Below are 14863 nucleotides of genomic sequence, written 5' to 3' on the forward strand. Positions count from 1 at the left end.
CGGGCACTTCCGAACGTGGAATTGCTTAGCTGTCGAACCAGACGCGGCTTGCGACATAGCCGTTGGAAAGATCGTTGCCGATGTCGTCGACGAAGCCCTTGAGCGAAGCCGAGGCAGCGTTCACGTAATCGTTGAAAACGGGCAGGATCAAGCCGCCTTCGTCACGCACCGTCATCGCCATGCTGTGGTACATTTCCTTGCGCTTGGCATCGTCGAGCTCGGAGCGGGCCTGAAGCAGGAGCTTGTCGAAGTCCTCGCGCTTGAAGCGCGTGTCGTTCCATTCGGCGGTCGAGAGATAGGAGGTCGAGTAGCGCGAATCCTGCGTCGGACGGCCGCCCCAATAGGAAGCGCAGAAGGGTTGCACGTTCCAGACATTGGTCCAGTAGCCGTCCTCGGGCTCGCGCCGCACTTCGAGCTCGATGCCAGCCTTCTTGGCGCTTTCCTGGAAGAGCACGGCAGCGTCCGCCGCACCCGGGAAGGCGGCGTCGGAGGTGCGCAAGAGGATCGGCCGGTCGTGGCCGGACTTCTTGAAGTGGAAGGAGGCCTTGTCGGGGTCATAGGCCCGCTGCTCGATGCCCTCAGGCGCCAGTGCGTAGTTGCCGTTGACCGGATAGTCGTTGCCGAGCGTGCCGAAGCCGCCGAGCACCCGGTCGAGGATCGCCTGGCGGTCGACCGCATATTTCAGCGCCAGCCGGAGATCGTTGTTGTCGAAGGGCGCGGTGTCGCAATGCATCAGGAAACTATAGAAACCCTTGCCCGCGGTCCGGAGGATCTCGACGCGCGGCGCCCGCTTCAAGAGCGGCACGGTCTTCGGGTCGATGTTGTTGATGAAGTGAACCTGGCCGGAAGAAAGGGCGGCGATGCGCGCCGTCGTGTCGTTCATCACGATGATCTCGACCGAGTCGACGAAACCGCGGTCGGAGCGCCAGTCAGCGGCGTTCTTCTCGAAGGTGGCGCGCAGGCCTGCCTCGTAGCTTGCAAGCTTGTAGGGGCCGGTGCCGATGGGCGAGGCCGGGTTGTCGACGCCGCCCTTCGGCTGGATGATCAGGTGATAGTCGGTCAGAAGCAGCGGCAGGTCGGCATTGCCCTCGCTCAAGGACAGCACCAGCGCGCCGCCCTTTTCCTCGATGGTCTTGATGGAGCGCATCAGCCCGAGGGCGCCGGACTTGGAGCCTTCGTCGGCATGGCGCTTCAAGGTCGCAACGACATCGGCGACCGTCAGCTTGCTGCCGTCATGGAAACTAACGTCGCTGCGGATCTTGAAGGTCCACTGCGACGCATCCGCCGAAGGCTCCCAGGATTCGGCAAGGGCCGGCAGCGGCGCGCCGGTCTTCGGGTCGGATTCGACCAGCGTATCGCCCCAGAGGTGACCGATGACGAAGGAGACGGAACCGCTATAGGCGGCGGGGTCGAGCGAATCGGTGGTGGCGCCGCCCTTGAGGCCGAGCTTCAGATGGCCGCCGCGCTTTGGCTCCTGCGCGCGCGCGTCGCCTGCCGCCAGCGTTGCGCCGAGGCCGGCCGCAAGTCCGAGCGCTGCGGTACCCGCCAGGAAGCCGCGCCGGCTGATGCCGGTCGAAGCCATGCTCGCGGGGACGAGAAGGCCGTCGGGTCGCTTCGTGAATTCGGTCATTTCAAGGTTCCCTTTGGTATAATGTTTATCGAGGAAACCTAATGGCTGCAGGCGCGTGCACAATTTCGCGACTTGACGCTTTTTTACGCTCTTTTACGCTATCCCTTCGCCGCCGGCTTCTATCAAGGTGGTTGGCGCCAAGGTGAGGGCGGGTAGCGCAGTGCAGGACATCGACATCTTCTCGGCCAATCTTCGCTTTGCCTGTTCGACGCGGCGCTCGATCTCGCAGATCTGCCGTGAGATCGGCATCAACCGGCAGCAGTTCAATCGCTACATCGGTGGCGAAGCGCGGCCGTCACCGCACAATGTCACGCGCATCGCCCGCTTCTTCGGACTGGCGGCCGAGGACTTCGCGCTGCCGGCAAAACAGTTCGAGGCGCGCATGACGCGACCGGACCGCGATCGCTCGGACGCCGGTCTGCTGCTCGAAGGCTTTCCCGGCGACATCGCGGGCTTGAGGCGCCATATCGGCTACTATCAGACTTACCATGTTTCGCTCTCCTGGCCGGGGCTGGTTGTGTGCTCCTGCGCCCGGATCTACGAGGAGGCCGGCTCGATCCGGGTGAAATCGATCGAGCGCATCCGCGACCCGAAAAACGAGATCCAGCAGTTCTCGAAATATGTCGGTCTCGTCACCTTCTGGCGAAACCGCATCTTCGTCGCCGAGCGCAGCATCGGGCGCGAGCCGATGCTGGCGCAGACGATCCTTCTGCCTTTCGAAGTGCACCAGCGCGTCTATCTGCGTGGCACCACCATGGGGGTCTCCTGGCGCAAGGAGAACCTGCCCTATGCGTCTCGGATGATCTGGCGATCTCTTGGGGCTCAGCCGGATCTGCGCCAGATGCTCTCGCGCTGCGGCGTGCTTTCCTTCGGTTCGCGACACATGCCGCAGACGGTCCGCGCCTTCCTCGATACGCCCGATGCCGAGCCTTTGACCGTGCCGACCGAATATTGAGGCGGGGGCGCGGCCGTGTCATAGCTTGCACCGGCAAGGGGACAATTGGAGGAGAGATCATGAAAGCTGTAGCGGCCGTCACCGCCTGCCTTTGGTTCGCCGTGCCGGCTCCGTCTGCAATGGCCGAGGAGGCGCGGGCGCCGATCCCGTCCTGCGCGCTTTCGGGCGCCTCCAGCGTGATGATCGGCGGCCAGCCGGCGCTCAGGCTCTCCGACGTCGCCAATTGCCCGCCGGAACTCTACGAGGTGGTGCCGAGCATCATGATCGAGGGTCAGCCGGTCGTGCATTTCCGCGCGGGTGCTGGCGCCAAGGGCGATTGCGCCGCGAAGGCAGAACCGTCTGTGACGTTTGAAGGCGAAGCCGCCCAGCGCGTGGGCGACGTCGATTGCCGGCAGAAGTGAGATTGCGCCGTCAGTCGAGCATCGCCAGCCGGGCTCCTTCCTGAACGGCTTTGAGCGCCGGCGGGTTGGTGACCGGGTAACCGGCGATGAAGCGCTCGACGGAGAAGTCCGGGAACTCGGTGCGTAACCGTGATGCGGCGCTTGCCGCTTCTTCGGTCTCTCCGATACGGGCGTGTCCCATGGCCTGAAACATCAGCGTATTGGGCGATTCCTGTGAACTGCGTCCCAGCGCCGAAAGGCTCTCCGCATGACGGCCGATGACGAAGAGCACGCGACCGAGCATGCCGTAGTACCAGGGCGGTGCCAAGGGATTGAGGGACAACGCTTTCTCGATTAGCGGCATCGCTTCGGCCGGATTTCCGGCCACCAGAGCCTTGCTGCCGGCCAAGAGCGCCAGGGTATCGGCATTGTGCTTGCCGTGCTCGAACGCGTGCGCCTGGGCGTCGGCGGCACCTTTGAGGTCGCCGAGGCACGCCTTGAGATCGCCAAGGCAGGTATGGGCGAACGGGTTTGCCGGATCGAGGCGCAAGGCCTCCTCGATAGCCGATCGCCAGTTCCCGATGGTCGTATCAAAGTCGATGCCATAGCCGTTGCAGGCCTGGACGGAGTAGGCATAGGCCAGTTCGGTCCAGGCCCTTACCCGTGCGGGGTCCAATTCGAGCGACCGCGTGAGGAGGTGAATTGCCGCGGCGTTTCCTTCCGCGCTGAACCGGTTGAGCTCTTCGACGCCGAGAAGATAGTAATCGTAGGAATGCAGGTTCGAGGGGGCCTTCTTGCGGCTGGCATTGCGCCTGAGGGCGGCCAGCTTGCCGAAGCAGCCTGCCAGCGCGTTGACGACGCTCTCCGTCAAATCGTCCTGAAGCGCGAGTATGTCTCCGATCGGCCGGTCGTAGCGTTCGCTCCAGAGCGTCATACCGGAGCGCGTTTCCGAGAGCTGGATCGTCAGCCGCACCTGCCGGTCGTCGGCGCGCACTTGGCCGGTCACCGCATAGGTCGCGCCGATGGCCTGGACATGGTCGTCGTAGCTCTCCGCACGATTGCCGAGCAGCTTCATGGTGTGAAAGGCGACAACGGGCAGATCCGCGTAGCGCGCGAGATCGACGCAGATATCCGACGAAAGGCCGTCGGCAAACCGGCGCCAGCGCCGCTCTTCGTTCAGGCTTTCGATCGGGAACAGGGCGAGGACCGGTGGCCCTTGCTCTGCCGGTGCCGCGGTCGTTAACTCCCTTGGTCCGGCTATCTCTGACGCCAGCGCGATCTTGTTGCGAACGCCAAGCTTGCCATAGATCGTCGCGAGATGGCTGCGCACGGTCGATGGCGCGATGCAGAGCGCTTCGCCGATCTGGCGGTAGGTCAGGCCGGCAGCAAAGCGTTCGGCGACTGCACGCTCGCGATCCGACAGGATCGCAGGCACAAAGCGACGCCTCAGGATGCGGGTCATACCTGCCTCCTTGTCGTTTCACCGGTTCGGTTCTGCTGCGGCTCCAGCAAAATACTACAAATGCTGGAAGCAAAACACTGCACATGTGCGATTGCCGCATAGTCCTATGAGGCTAGAGTTTGCGCTGAACATCACGCGGGAGGACGACCATGAGCAAGCTTCTGTCAGGCATGTCCGACTTCTACCACTCCGTATCCGAGGACGTTGAGCAGACATCCGAGCCCGGCGATGGCCGCATCACCAAGTGGTTTCACCCGAAGCGTCTCTTTGCCATGTGGGACGATCGTCAGCACTACCGCGATCAGCTTGCCCATATGGCGGCCGACTCGCCGGAGTTGATCGATGATATCGGCCTGACCGAAAAGCAGGTCGATACCGAGGTCAAGAAGCATTTCTGGGAGCATTGACGCGAGCTCATGCGAAGCGTGACTGCGCCCGTCGGGTCGTGACACGGCGGATCCCGGAAACCGAGCATTGGGGGCAGGGAAGCCGATCGCCTCTGTGCAGCCGGCTTCCCTTCAGATTGCGTCCCACAACAGGCAACGCGCATTTTCCGCGATGGCCCTAGAGCAATTCACTGTTTCATTGAAACAGCGAATTGCTCCAACTGTTTGAAATTGCGCAATTCCGGACGGAAAACCGTTTCACACTTTTCCTGGAATTGCCTTAGTTTCCGGCGCTTTCCATCCTTCGCGTCTTCAGCACGCGCTCCAGCCAGCCGATCTCCATTTCCGGAACCGATTTCAAAAGCAGGTCGGTATAGTCGTCGAAGGGTGGCGACAGCACCTTCGATTTCGGCCCGAAGCGCACGAGGCGGCCGCGATGCATGACCGCGACGCTGTCGGCGATCGCCCGGACGATGGCGATGTCGTGGGTGATAAAGACATAGGAAACAGCGGTTTCCTCCTGAAGCTTCAAAAGCAGATTCAGGATGCCTTCGGCCACCAGCGGGTCGAGCGCCGAGGTCGGCTCGTCGCAGAGGATCAGCTCCGGCTTGGCGGCCAAGGCGCGTGCGATCGCCACGCGCTGTTTCTGCCCGCCGGACAGCTCGGCCGGATACCGATCGAGGAAGCGGCTGCCCATCTCGATCTGGTCCAAGAGTTCCTTGACCCGCTCCGACTTCTTCTGGCCGTGCATGCCGAAATAGAAGGAGAGCGGCCGGCCGACGATGTCGCGCACCGTCTGGCGCGGGTTCATCGCCGTGTCGGCCATCTGGTAGATCATCTGGATGCGGCGAAGCTCGTCATTGCTGCGGCCCTTCAAGGCCCGCGGCAGTTCCTTGCCCTCGAAGCTGATGCGGCCCTCGGTCGGCGGCAAGAGGCCGGTGATGACCCGGGCGAGCGTCGATTTGCCCGAGCCGCTTTCGCCGACGATCGCCAGCGTCTGGCCCTTGGGCAGATGCATCGAGACGTCGTGCAGCACCTTGAAGCCGTTGGCGTAGCCGGCGCTGACATGCTCGATCTTCAACTGCGCCCCGGTCTGGTCGGCCGCCTCGTCGCGCTTGGTCTGGCGGACGCTGACGAGCGCGCGGGTATAGTCCTCCCGCGGTGCCTCGATCACCTGCTTGGTAGTGCCGTATTCCACGGTCTTGCCGTGGCGCAGCACCATGATGTCGTCGGAGATCTGGGCGACCACCGCGAGATCATGGGTGATGTAGAGCGCTGCCGTATGCGTCTCCTCGATCGCGTGTTTGATCGCGGCGAGCACGTCGATCTGGGTTGTCACGTCGAGCGCCGTCGTCGGCTCGTCGAAGACGATCAGCTCCGGATTGGGGCAAAGCGCCATGGCGGTCATTGCGCGCTGGAGCTGGCCGCCGGAGACCTGGTGCGGATAGCGGTCGCCGAAGGTTTCCGGATTGGGGAGGCCCAGCACCCGGAACAGATAGAGCGCCCTTTTCTTCGCCTCCTCACGGCTCATGATGCCGTGGCGAACCGAAGCCTCGATCACCTGGTCACCAAGCCGGTGGGCCGGGTTGAAAGCCGCCGCCGCGGATTGCGCGACGTAGCAGACGCGGGCGCCGCGGATCGAGCGGATACCGTTCTTGTCGAGCGTCAGGATGTCCTTGCCGTCGAGCAGGACCTGGCCGCCGGTGATGCGCACGCCACCGCGACCATAGGCGAGCGCCGAAAGCCCGATGGTCGACTTGCCGGCGCCGGATTCGCCGATGAGGCCGAGCACCTTGCCCTTCTCAACGTCGAAGGAGACGCCCTCGACGAGGGTCACGACCTTGGGCGGTTCGCCCGGCGGATAGCTGGTCGCTTCGATCTTGAGGTTCTTGACGGAAAGCATCTCAGGCATCGCCGCGTCCTCCCTTGAGGCTCGAGGTTCTTTTCATCAGCCAGTCGACCACGAGGTTGACGCAGATCGCCAGCGTGGCGATTGCCGCGCCCGGGATCAGGGCCGCCGAAATGCCGAAGATGATGCCATCCTTGTTGTCCTTGACCATGCCGCCCCAGTCGGCGGACGGCGGCTGGATGCCGAGGCCGAGGAAGGAGAGGGTGGAGAGGAACAGGATCGAGAAGGCGAAGCGCAGGCCGAATTCGGCGAGCAGCGGCGACAGCGTGTTCGGCAGGATCTCGCGGAAGATGATCCAGAGCGAACCTTCGCCGCGCAGCCTCGCGGCTTCGACGAATTCCATGACCGCGACGTCGAGTGCCACGGCGCGGCCGATGCGGAAGACGCGGGTGCTGTCGAGCACTGCCATGACCAGGATCAGGATCCACAGATGTTGCGGCAGCACGGCGAGAACGACGAGGGCGAAGATCAGCGTCGGGATCGCCATCATCAGGTCGTTGAAGCGGGAGAAGAACTGGTCGGTGAAGCCGCCGACAACGGCCGCCGTGAAGCTCAGGAGCATGCCCAGCGAGAAGGAGAGCACGGTCGCCGCTAGCGCCACGAAGATCGTGGTGCGGGCGCCATAGACCAGACGCGACAGCAGATCGCGGCCGAGATTGTCGGTGCCGAGCAGGAAGTCGCCGCCGGCCGGAAGCCAGATGTCGCCGACGACGTCGCGTTCGCCGAAGGGGGCGATGACGGGCGCGAAGACGGCACAGAAGATCGCAAGGGCGATGCCGGCGATGCCGACCCAGGCGCTGAAGGGAATGGATCTCAGGTTCATCGCGGATGCCTCAGTCTCGGGTTGGCGATGATCGCGAGAATGTCGGCCGCCATGTTGAGGAAGATGTAGAAGGCGGCGAAGATCAGGCCGCAGGCCTGAACGACCGGCATGTCGCGCACGGTCACCGCATCCACCATGTATTGCCCCATGCCGGGATAGACGAAGACCACCTCGACCACCACGACGCCGACGACGAGATAGGCGAGGTTGAGGGCGATGACGTTGATGACAGGCGCAACGGCATTGGGAGCAGCGTGCTTGGCGATGATGCGAAAGGCACTGAGCCCCTTCAGTTCCGCCGTCTCGACATAGGCCGACGACATGACGTTCAAGATCGCGGCTCGGGTCATGCGCATCATGTGGGCGAGCACGACGAGAACCAGGGTCGCGACCGGAAGTGCTATCGCCGAGAGACGTTCGGTGAAGCTCATGCTGTCATAGACGGTCGCGGGGAAGGTCGCGATGCCGTATTTGACGGCGAAGAACATGATCAGGAGATAGCCGACGAAGAACTCGGGCAGCGAGATGGCCGCGAGCGACACGACGTTGATGATCTTGTCCGGCAGCCTGTTGCGGAACTGGACCGCCAGCATGCCGAGGCCGACGGCGAGCGGCACGGATATGAGCGCTGCGAAGAAGGCGAGGAACAGCGAATTGCCGAGGCGCTTGCCGATCTGCTCGCCGACCGAATTCTTGCTGGCCCAGGAAGTGCCGAAATCGCCTTGAACGGCGCCGCCGAGCCAGGACAGGTAGCGCTCGGTCCAGGGCTTGTCGAGGCCGAGATCCTTGCGGATGTTCTCGACCGCCTGCGGTGTTGCGGACTGGCCGAGATAGGTGGTGGCGAAGTCGCCGGGAAGCGCCTCGATGCCGCCTGATATCATCAGCGACACGGCGAAGAGCAGGCCGACGCTCAGGCCCAGGCGCTGCAGGATCAGCGCCGCGAGCGGGCGGCGGAAGGTGAAGCGGCGCCAGAAGGTGCCGCCGATTTCACCATCCGCAGGGTTGGGTTTTGCTGGTACTCCGGAAAGTTCGGCAGGGCGCGGATGGGTTCCATCCGCGCTCCCGTCCGTCGGAACCGGACCAGTGAGCGGTCCGCTTTCCATCATCATGCGTCCAGCCACACCCGGGTTGCGACATAGCCGTTCGACATGTCGTTGCCGATATCGTGCACGTAGCCCTTCACTTGCTTGGTGGAGGCGTTCACGAAGTCGTTGAACATCGGCAGGATCAGACCGCCTTCGTCACGCACCATCATCGCCATGGTCCGGTACATCTCCTTACGCTTCGCTTCGTCCAGCTCGGAGCGGGCCTCGAGCAGGATCTTGTCGAAATCGGCGCGCTGGAAGCGGGTATCGTTCCAGTCGGCGTTCGAGAGATAGGCGGTGGAATACATCTGGTCCTGGGTCGGGCGGCCGCCCCAGTAGGACGTCGAGAAGGGCTGGACGTTCCAGACGTTTGTCCAGTAGCCGTCGCCCGGTTCGCGCTTGACCTCGATTTCGATGCCGGCCTTCTTGGCGCTTTCCTGGTAGAGCACCGCCGCGTCGACCGCGCCTGGGAAGGCGACGTCGGAGGTGCGCAGCAGCACCGAGCCGCTATGGCCGGACTTCTTGTAGTGGAAGGCCGCCTTGTCCGGGTCATAGGCGCGCTGCTCGATGCCCTCAGGGAAGAGGGCATAGGTGTCGTTGATCGGGAAGTCGTTGCCGACCTTGCCATAGCCGCCGAGGATGCGCTCGACCATGGTTTCGCGATCCATCGCGTATTTCAGCGCCAGCCGCAGGTCGTTGTTGTCGAACGGCGCCGTGTTGCAATGCATGATGAACACGTAGTGGCCGCGGCCCGACGTGTTCAGGATCTCGACAGTGGGCGCCCTCTTCAACAGGTTGACCGTCTTCGGATCGACTCGGTTGATGAAGTGCACCTGGCCGGAGGAGAGGGCGGCGATGCGGGCCGTCGCATCGTTCATGGCGATCAGTTCGACGGAATCGACATAGCCACGATCCGTGCGCCAGTCGTCGGCATTCTTTTCGAAGGTGGCGCGAACGCCGGGTTCGAAGCTCGTCACCTTGTAGGGGCCGGTGCCGATCATCGCGTCGGGACTGTCGAGACCGCCGTTCGGCTGGATGATAAGGTGGTAGTCGGACAGCAGCAGCGGCAGGTCGGCATTGCCTTCCGTGAGTGTCAGCACGAGCTTGCCGCCGTCGGCCTTGATTTCCTTGATCGACTTCATCACGCCGAGTGCGCCCGATTCCGACTTGTCATCGGTGTGGCGCTGCAACGTCTTGATGACGTCGTCGAGCGTCAGCTCCTTGCCGTCGTGGAACTTCACGCCCTTGCGGATGGCGAAGGTCCAGGTCGAGGCGTCGGCCGAGGGCTCCCACGATTCGGCAAGTGCCGGCACCGGTGCGCCCGTCGTCGGATGGCTTTCGACCAGCATGTCGCCCCAGTTGCGTCCGACGACGAACATGAATTGCGAAAGCGCCTTGGCCGGGTCCTTCGAGTCGGTGGCGGCGGCACCTTCGAGGCCGAGCTTCAGATGGCCGCCGCGCTTCGGCTCCTGCGCCGCCGCGCTGGTGGCGAACAGCGTGCCTGCCGTCGAGGCGAGAATGCCGGCAGCGGCTGCGCGGCCGAGAAACTCGCGCCGGTTCATCTTGCCGAGCATGACCTGTTGTGTGAGGTAATCCTTGTAATCGCTCATTCCCCTGTTCCCTTCTTTGTCGGCATTCGCCGTTCGTTGTGGTTGTTAGAGATTGCTGCGTACAGCCATTGTATCGATGGCATTTCGGATCGGCCCGGGCGGCCGCTTCTTGTTTCGTCGGGTTTCGTTCTCCTTTCGTCGACCGGGCGCATTAGCTTCAGATCGATAAGCGTAGTCGCTGGAACCGATCTTGTAACGCCCTAAATTACAATTTATTTCCATAAGCTTGGCTTATGGACGCGTGGTTTATGGCGCGCGGCTTTGCCCGCGCGTCTCGTCACGTCTCAATGCCGGTCGCCCGGCTCGGTTCCCTGCGCCACCAAGGATGGCGGGGTCTGTCAGCGGCCCTTCCAGACGGGGTCGCGCTTCTCGGCGAAGGCGCGTGCGCCCTCCAGCTGGTCTTCGCTAGAATAGAGAATGTCGACCGTCTTGAACTGCCGTTGGGTGATCTTGTTCATGGTCGTCTGGAAGGCCTCGCCTTCGGCGGCGCGCACCACTTCCTTGATCGCGGCGTAGACCAGCGGCGGTCCGCTTTCGAGCAGGCGGGCGAGCTCCCAGGCGCGCTCCATCAGCCTGTTTGCCGGCAGGATCTCGTTGACGAAGCCCCAGCGGTGGGCTTCCGCCACGTCGAGCCAGCGACCGGTCAGGAGCATGTCCATGGCGATGTGATAGGGGATGCGCTTCGGCAGCTTGATTGAGGCGGCGTCCGCAACTGTGCCGGAGCGGATTTCAGGTAGCGCGAAGGTCGCGTGTTCGGCGGCAAGGATCAGATCGGTCGACAGCGCGATTTCGAGACCGCCACCGCAGCAGATGCCGTTGATCGCCGCAATGATCGGCTTGTTGAGGTCGCGCAGCTCCTGCATGCCGCCGAAACCGCCGACGCCATAGTCGCCGTCGACCGCGTCGCCATCGGCGGCCGCCTTCAGGTCCCATCCCGGACAGAAGAATTTTTCACCGGCGCCGGTGATGATCGCGACGCGTAAGCTGTCGTCGTCGCGGAAATCACGGAAGATCTCGCCCATCACCCGGCTGGTCTTCAGGTCGATGGCATTGGCCTTCGGCCGGTCGATCGTGACTTCGAGAATGCCGCCTTCGCGGCGCGTGAGGATCGGTCCGGTCATCAGGGTCAGTTCCTTCGGCGGATGAGGGCGTCGGCGGCAACGGCACCCTGGCCGTTCGGCAACACCATCAAAGGATTGATATCGAGTTCTTCGAGCTTCGAGGCGTTTGAAACGACATAGGATGCCGCTGCGGCGACAGCCTCGACCAATGCCGCGAAATCGCCTGCCGGGCCGCCGCGATAGCCATCGATGAGCTTACGGATCTTCAGGCCGGCGATTGCCTCGTTTATCGCTTCCGGTGTCGTCGGCAGCGTCAGGATGGCGGAATCGTCGAGCAGTTCCACCAGGATGCCGCCGGCGCCGATCGTCAGTACCGGACCTGCCACGGGGTCGCGCATGGCGCCGATGATCAGTTCGGCGACGGGTTTTGCCACCATCTTCTCGACCAGGTAACCCGAGGCGACGGCGGCCATTGCCTTTGCTGCCGCATAAACGTCATCGCGGTTTGCAAGGTTGAGCTTCACGGCGCCCGCTTCGGTCTTGTGGGCGACGCCCAGACCCTTGAGCACGACGGGGAAACCGAGGGCCTCGGCAGCGTTTGCGGCCTCTTCGGCGGTCGCCGCCGTTCTGCCTTCAGGCACCTTGAGGCCCGAAGCGGCAAGCTCCACCTTCGCCTCATGTTCGCTGAGCGTGATCGCCTCGCCAGCGGCGCTGCCGCTGCCGTCGAGCAGGCGGGGCGGGACCGGTTTCATCCAGGCGGCGCCGATGTCGGCGGCCGTCTCGATCGCGGCCAGCGCCTCCTCGATGCCGAAGAAGGGGACGACACCCGCCTTCATCAGGAAGAGCGCCGTAGCCTCCGGCATGTTCTCGCCAAGGCTCGCGACGATGCCGGCGCGGGCGCCGGTCGCCCGTGCCGCGTCGATCACCGCGTGGCAGGTCGTCTCCCAGTCGGTCGCGTCGCAGCGGTCAAGCCGCGGGAAATCGAGCACGAGGAGATTGATCGCATAGCCGCCCTTCATCATGGCGGTAAACGCGGTGGTCTGCTTCTCGCGGTTGCCCCAGACGAAGGTGTGGTAGTCGAGCGGGTTGGCGATCGTCACCATCTCGCCGAGCGCATCCTTGAGCGGCTTCTTCTGCTCTTCACGCAGTGCCCGGTAGTTCACCCGGTAGCGCTCGCCGGCGTCCGCCATCAGCGAGGCCTCGCCGCCGGAACAGCTCATCGAGGAGATGTCGTTGCTGTCGAGCGGGCCGGCCACATGCAGGAGCTTCAGCGTTTCGAGAAGCGCTGGCAGCGTATCGACGCGGCCGATGCCGAGGCGGGCAAGCAGAGCCGAGGAGACGCGGTCGTTGCCGGCAAGTGAAGCGGTGTGTGAGACGGTCGCAAGCTGCGCCGCCTCCGATTTGCCGACCTTCAGCGTCACGACCGGCTTGCCGAGTTCGCGCGCCCGCGTCGCCAGCCGTTCGAGGGCTGCCACGCTGTCGAAGCCTTCGATATGCAGGCCGACGGCGGTGACGCGCGGGTCTTCGAGCACGGCGCAGGCGATGTCGGACAAGCCCGTCTGCGCCTGGTTACCGGCGGTCATGACATAGGCGAGCGGCAGGCCGCGCGTCTGCATCGAGATGTTGCAGGTGATGTTGGAGGATTGCGTCAGGATGGCGACGCCCTTTTCGACGCGCTGCATTCCATGCTGGTCCGGCCAGAGCAGGGCGCCGTCGAGCATGTTGATGAAGCCGTAGCAATTCGGCCCGACGATCGGCATGTCGCCGGCAGCCGCCACCAGCGCCTCCTGCATGTCGTTGCCGTCGTCAAGCTCGCTTGCCGCCTCGCGAAAGCCCGAGGCGTAGCAGACGGCACCACCGGCGCCGCGGCGCGCGAGATCGCGGATGATATCGATCGTCAGCTGCCGGTTGACGCCGACGAAGGAGGCATCCGGTGCGCCTGGCAGTTCCGCCACCGAGCGGTAGCACTTGCGGCCGAGGATCTGGTCCTCGCGCGGATGCACCGGCCAGATCTCGCCGGAAAACCCCATCTTGTCGCATTGTTCGATGACACGCCGGGCTTCCTTGCCGCCGAAGACGGCGATGGTGCGCGGACGGATCAGGCGGTCGAGGGAGCGGGGGGCGTCGGTCATGCCGTCTTGCTCTCCCTCATTCCTGTGCTTATCACAGGAATCCAGCCGGCTTGCGTCGGCAAGCCGATAGGAACTCTTTCCATCTCGAAGCGCATGCGCTTGTTGCTTTGGTCATGGGCGGCACGGACGTGCCGCTGCTGGATTCCTGTGACAAGCACAGGGATGAGGGAGGGAGAGAGGGTGGCCGTCATCCCGTCACGCTCCCAGCGGCCGGAGCAGGTCGCGGCTGATGATGTGGCGCTGGATTTCGGACGTGCCGTCCCAGATGCGCTCGACGCGGGCGTCGCGCCAGAAGCGGGCGAGCGGCAGATCGTCCATCAGGCCCATGCCGCCGAAGATCTGGATCGCCTCATCGGTGACGCGGGCGAGCATCTCGGTGGCGAACACCTTGGCCGACGCGATCTCGCGGTTCGACGGCAGGCCATTATCGAGCCGCCAGGCGGCAGACAGCGTCAGGAGGTCGGCGGCGTCGATCTCGGTGATCATGTCGGCGAGCTTGAAGGAGACGCCCTGGTTGGCGCCGATCGGCTTGCCGAACTGCTTGCGTTCGGCGGCGTAATTCAGCGCATAGTCGAAGGCGCGGCGCGCTCGGCCGACCGAGGTCGCAGCCACCGTCAGCCGGGTGGCAAACAGCCAGTCGTTGGCGACGTCGAAGCCCTTGTGCACTTCGCCGAGGATCTGGGCGGAGGGCAGGCGGCAATCGTCGAAGGTCAGGATGCAGTTGTTGTAGCCGCGATGCGACACGGAATTGTAGCCCTTGCGGATCTCGAAGCCGGGCGTGCCGCGGTCGACGAGGAAACAGGTGATCTTCTTCTTCGGGCCGCGCGGCGTGTCCTCTTCGCCGGTGGCGATGAAGACGATGACGAAATCGGCGATGTCGGCATGGCTGATGAAGTGCTTGGTGCCATTGACGATCCAGTCGTCGCCATCCTTGCGGGCAAAACACTTCATGCCGCGCACGTCGGAGCCGGCGTCCGGCTCGGTCATGGCAAGCGCGTCGAACTTGTCGCCCTTGACCGCCGGCAGCAGGTATTTTTCGCGCTGCTCGGCATTGCAGGCCATCAAGATACCCGAGGGGCGGCCGAAGAAGACGGTGAGGCCCATGGAGCCGCGGCCAAGCTCGCGCTCGACCAGCGTGAAGGAGGTGTGGTCGAGGCCGGCGCCGCCGACTTCTTCAGGGAAATTGCAGCCGAAGAAACCGATTTCCTTGCACTTGCGGGCGATCTCCTGGCCAAGCTCGCGCGGCACCACGCCGGTGCGCTCGACCTCGTCCTCATGCGGATAGATTTCCGTTTCGACGAAGCTCCTGACCGTATCGACGATCATCTGCTGTTCTTCGGTCAGTGCGAAATTCATTGTGTTGTTCCCCTCGTTTTCGCGCCGCTGACGTCCGTCCCGGAGCCTCGGCCCACCTCCTCAAGCGAGCCTTG

General features: G+C 63.8%; 12 protein-coding genes. 3 read left to right on the forward strand and 9 right to left on the reverse strand.

Annotated features, from left to right (window positions below; genetic code table 11):
• Positions 1 to 25: 25 nt before the first annotated feature.
• A complete protein-coding gene (locus ASE60_RS22945; protein ID WP_057254362.1) occupies positions 26 to 1582 on the reverse strand; it encodes an ABC transporter substrate-binding protein in 1557 nt (518 codons plus the stop codon).
• Between the two features lie 208 nt (positions 1583 to 1790).
• Between ASE60_RS22945 and ASE60_RS22950 the strand changes: the two genes are divergently transcribed.
• Positions 1791 to 2585 (forward strand): helix-turn-helix transcriptional regulator, encoded by a 795-nt coding sequence (locus ASE60_RS22950; protein WP_057253291.1) that lies wholly within the window; start codon positions 1791 to 1793, stop codon positions 2583 to 2585.
• A 59-nt stretch (positions 2586 to 2644) separates the two neighbouring features.
• Complete coding sequence (locus ASE60_RS22955; protein ID WP_057253294.1) at positions 2645 to 2986, forward strand: PAAR domain-containing protein; 342 nt, start codon at positions 2645 to 2647, stop codon at positions 2984 to 2986.
• Positions 2987 to 2996: 10 nt separating this feature from the next.
• On the opposite strand, the gene ASE60_RS22960 is transcribed toward ASE60_RS22955, so the two are convergent.
• Positions 2997 to 4427: a LuxR C-terminal-related transcriptional regulator gene (locus tag ASE60_RS22960; RefSeq protein WP_057253296.1), complete on the reverse strand. Its 1431-nt coding sequence runs from the start codon at positions 4425 to 4427 to the stop codon at positions 2997 to 2999.
• Positions 4428 to 4576: 149 nt separating this feature from the next.
• Between ASE60_RS22960 and ASE60_RS22965 the strand changes: the two genes are divergently transcribed.
• On the forward strand, positions 4577 to 4834 hold the full coding sequence (locus tag ASE60_RS22965) for a hypothetical protein (protein ID WP_057253298.1): 258 nt from the start codon (positions 4577 to 4579) through the stop codon (positions 4832 to 4834).
• A gap of 259 nt (positions 4835 to 5093) precedes the next feature.
• Here the strand turns inward: ASE60_RS22965 and ASE60_RS22970 are convergent, their stop codons facing one another.
• The 7 genes from ASE60_RS22970 to ASE60_RS23005 all read right to left on the reverse strand — a co-directional run bounded on the left by ASE60_RS22970 (position 5094) and on the right by ASE60_RS23005 (position 14789).
• Positions 5094 to 6725, reverse strand: coding sequence for an ABC transporter ATP-binding protein (locus ASE60_RS22970; RefSeq protein ID WP_057253301.1), 1632 nt, complete (start codon positions 6723 to 6725; stop codon positions 5094 to 5096).
• Positions 6718 to 7545, reverse strand: coding sequence for an ABC transporter permease (locus ASE60_RS22975; RefSeq protein ID WP_057253303.1), 828 nt, complete (start codon positions 7543 to 7545; stop codon positions 6718 to 6720). Before ASE60_RS22975 ends, ASE60_RS22970 begins: the two co-directional genes overlap by 8 nt.
• The gene (locus ASE60_RS22980; RefSeq protein WP_057254364.1) at positions 7542 to 8651 is read right to left on the reverse strand and encodes an ABC transporter permease; all 1110 of its coding nucleotides are present in this window, start codon (positions 8649 to 8651) and stop codon (positions 7542 to 7544) included. Before ASE60_RS22980 ends, ASE60_RS22975 begins: the two co-directional genes overlap by 4 nt.
• A complete protein-coding gene (locus ASE60_RS22985) occupies positions 8651 to 10240 on the reverse strand; it encodes an ABC transporter substrate-binding protein (RefSeq protein WP_057253305.1) in 1590 nt (529 codons plus the stop codon). The genes ASE60_RS22980 and ASE60_RS22985 overlap by 1 nt, the downstream gene beginning before the upstream one ends.
• A 338-nt stretch (positions 10241 to 10578) precedes the next feature.
• The gene (locus ASE60_RS22990) at positions 10579 to 11361 is read right to left on the reverse strand and encodes a carnitinyl-CoA dehydratase (RefSeq protein ID WP_057253307.1); all 783 of its coding nucleotides are present in this window, start codon (positions 11359 to 11361) and stop codon (positions 10579 to 10581) included.
• 5 nt (positions 11362 to 11366) lie between these two features.
• Complete coding sequence (locus ASE60_RS22995; protein ID WP_057253309.1) at positions 11367 to 13433, reverse strand: acetate--CoA ligase family protein; 2067 nt, start codon at positions 13431 to 13433, stop codon at positions 11367 to 11369.
• 195 nt (positions 13434 to 13628) lie between these two features.
• A complete protein-coding gene (locus ASE60_RS23005; RefSeq protein WP_057253313.1) occupies positions 13629 to 14789 on the reverse strand; it encodes an acyl-CoA dehydrogenase family protein in 1161 nt (386 codons plus the stop codon).
• Between the last annotated feature and the right edge of the window lie 74 nt (positions 14790 to 14863).

Origin of the sequence: Ensifer sp. Root278 (assembly GCF_001429285.1) — a bacterium.
In the GTDB taxonomy this organism is placed as follows: domain Bacteria; phylum Pseudomonadota; class Alphaproteobacteria; order Rhizobiales; family Rhizobiaceae; genus Ensifer.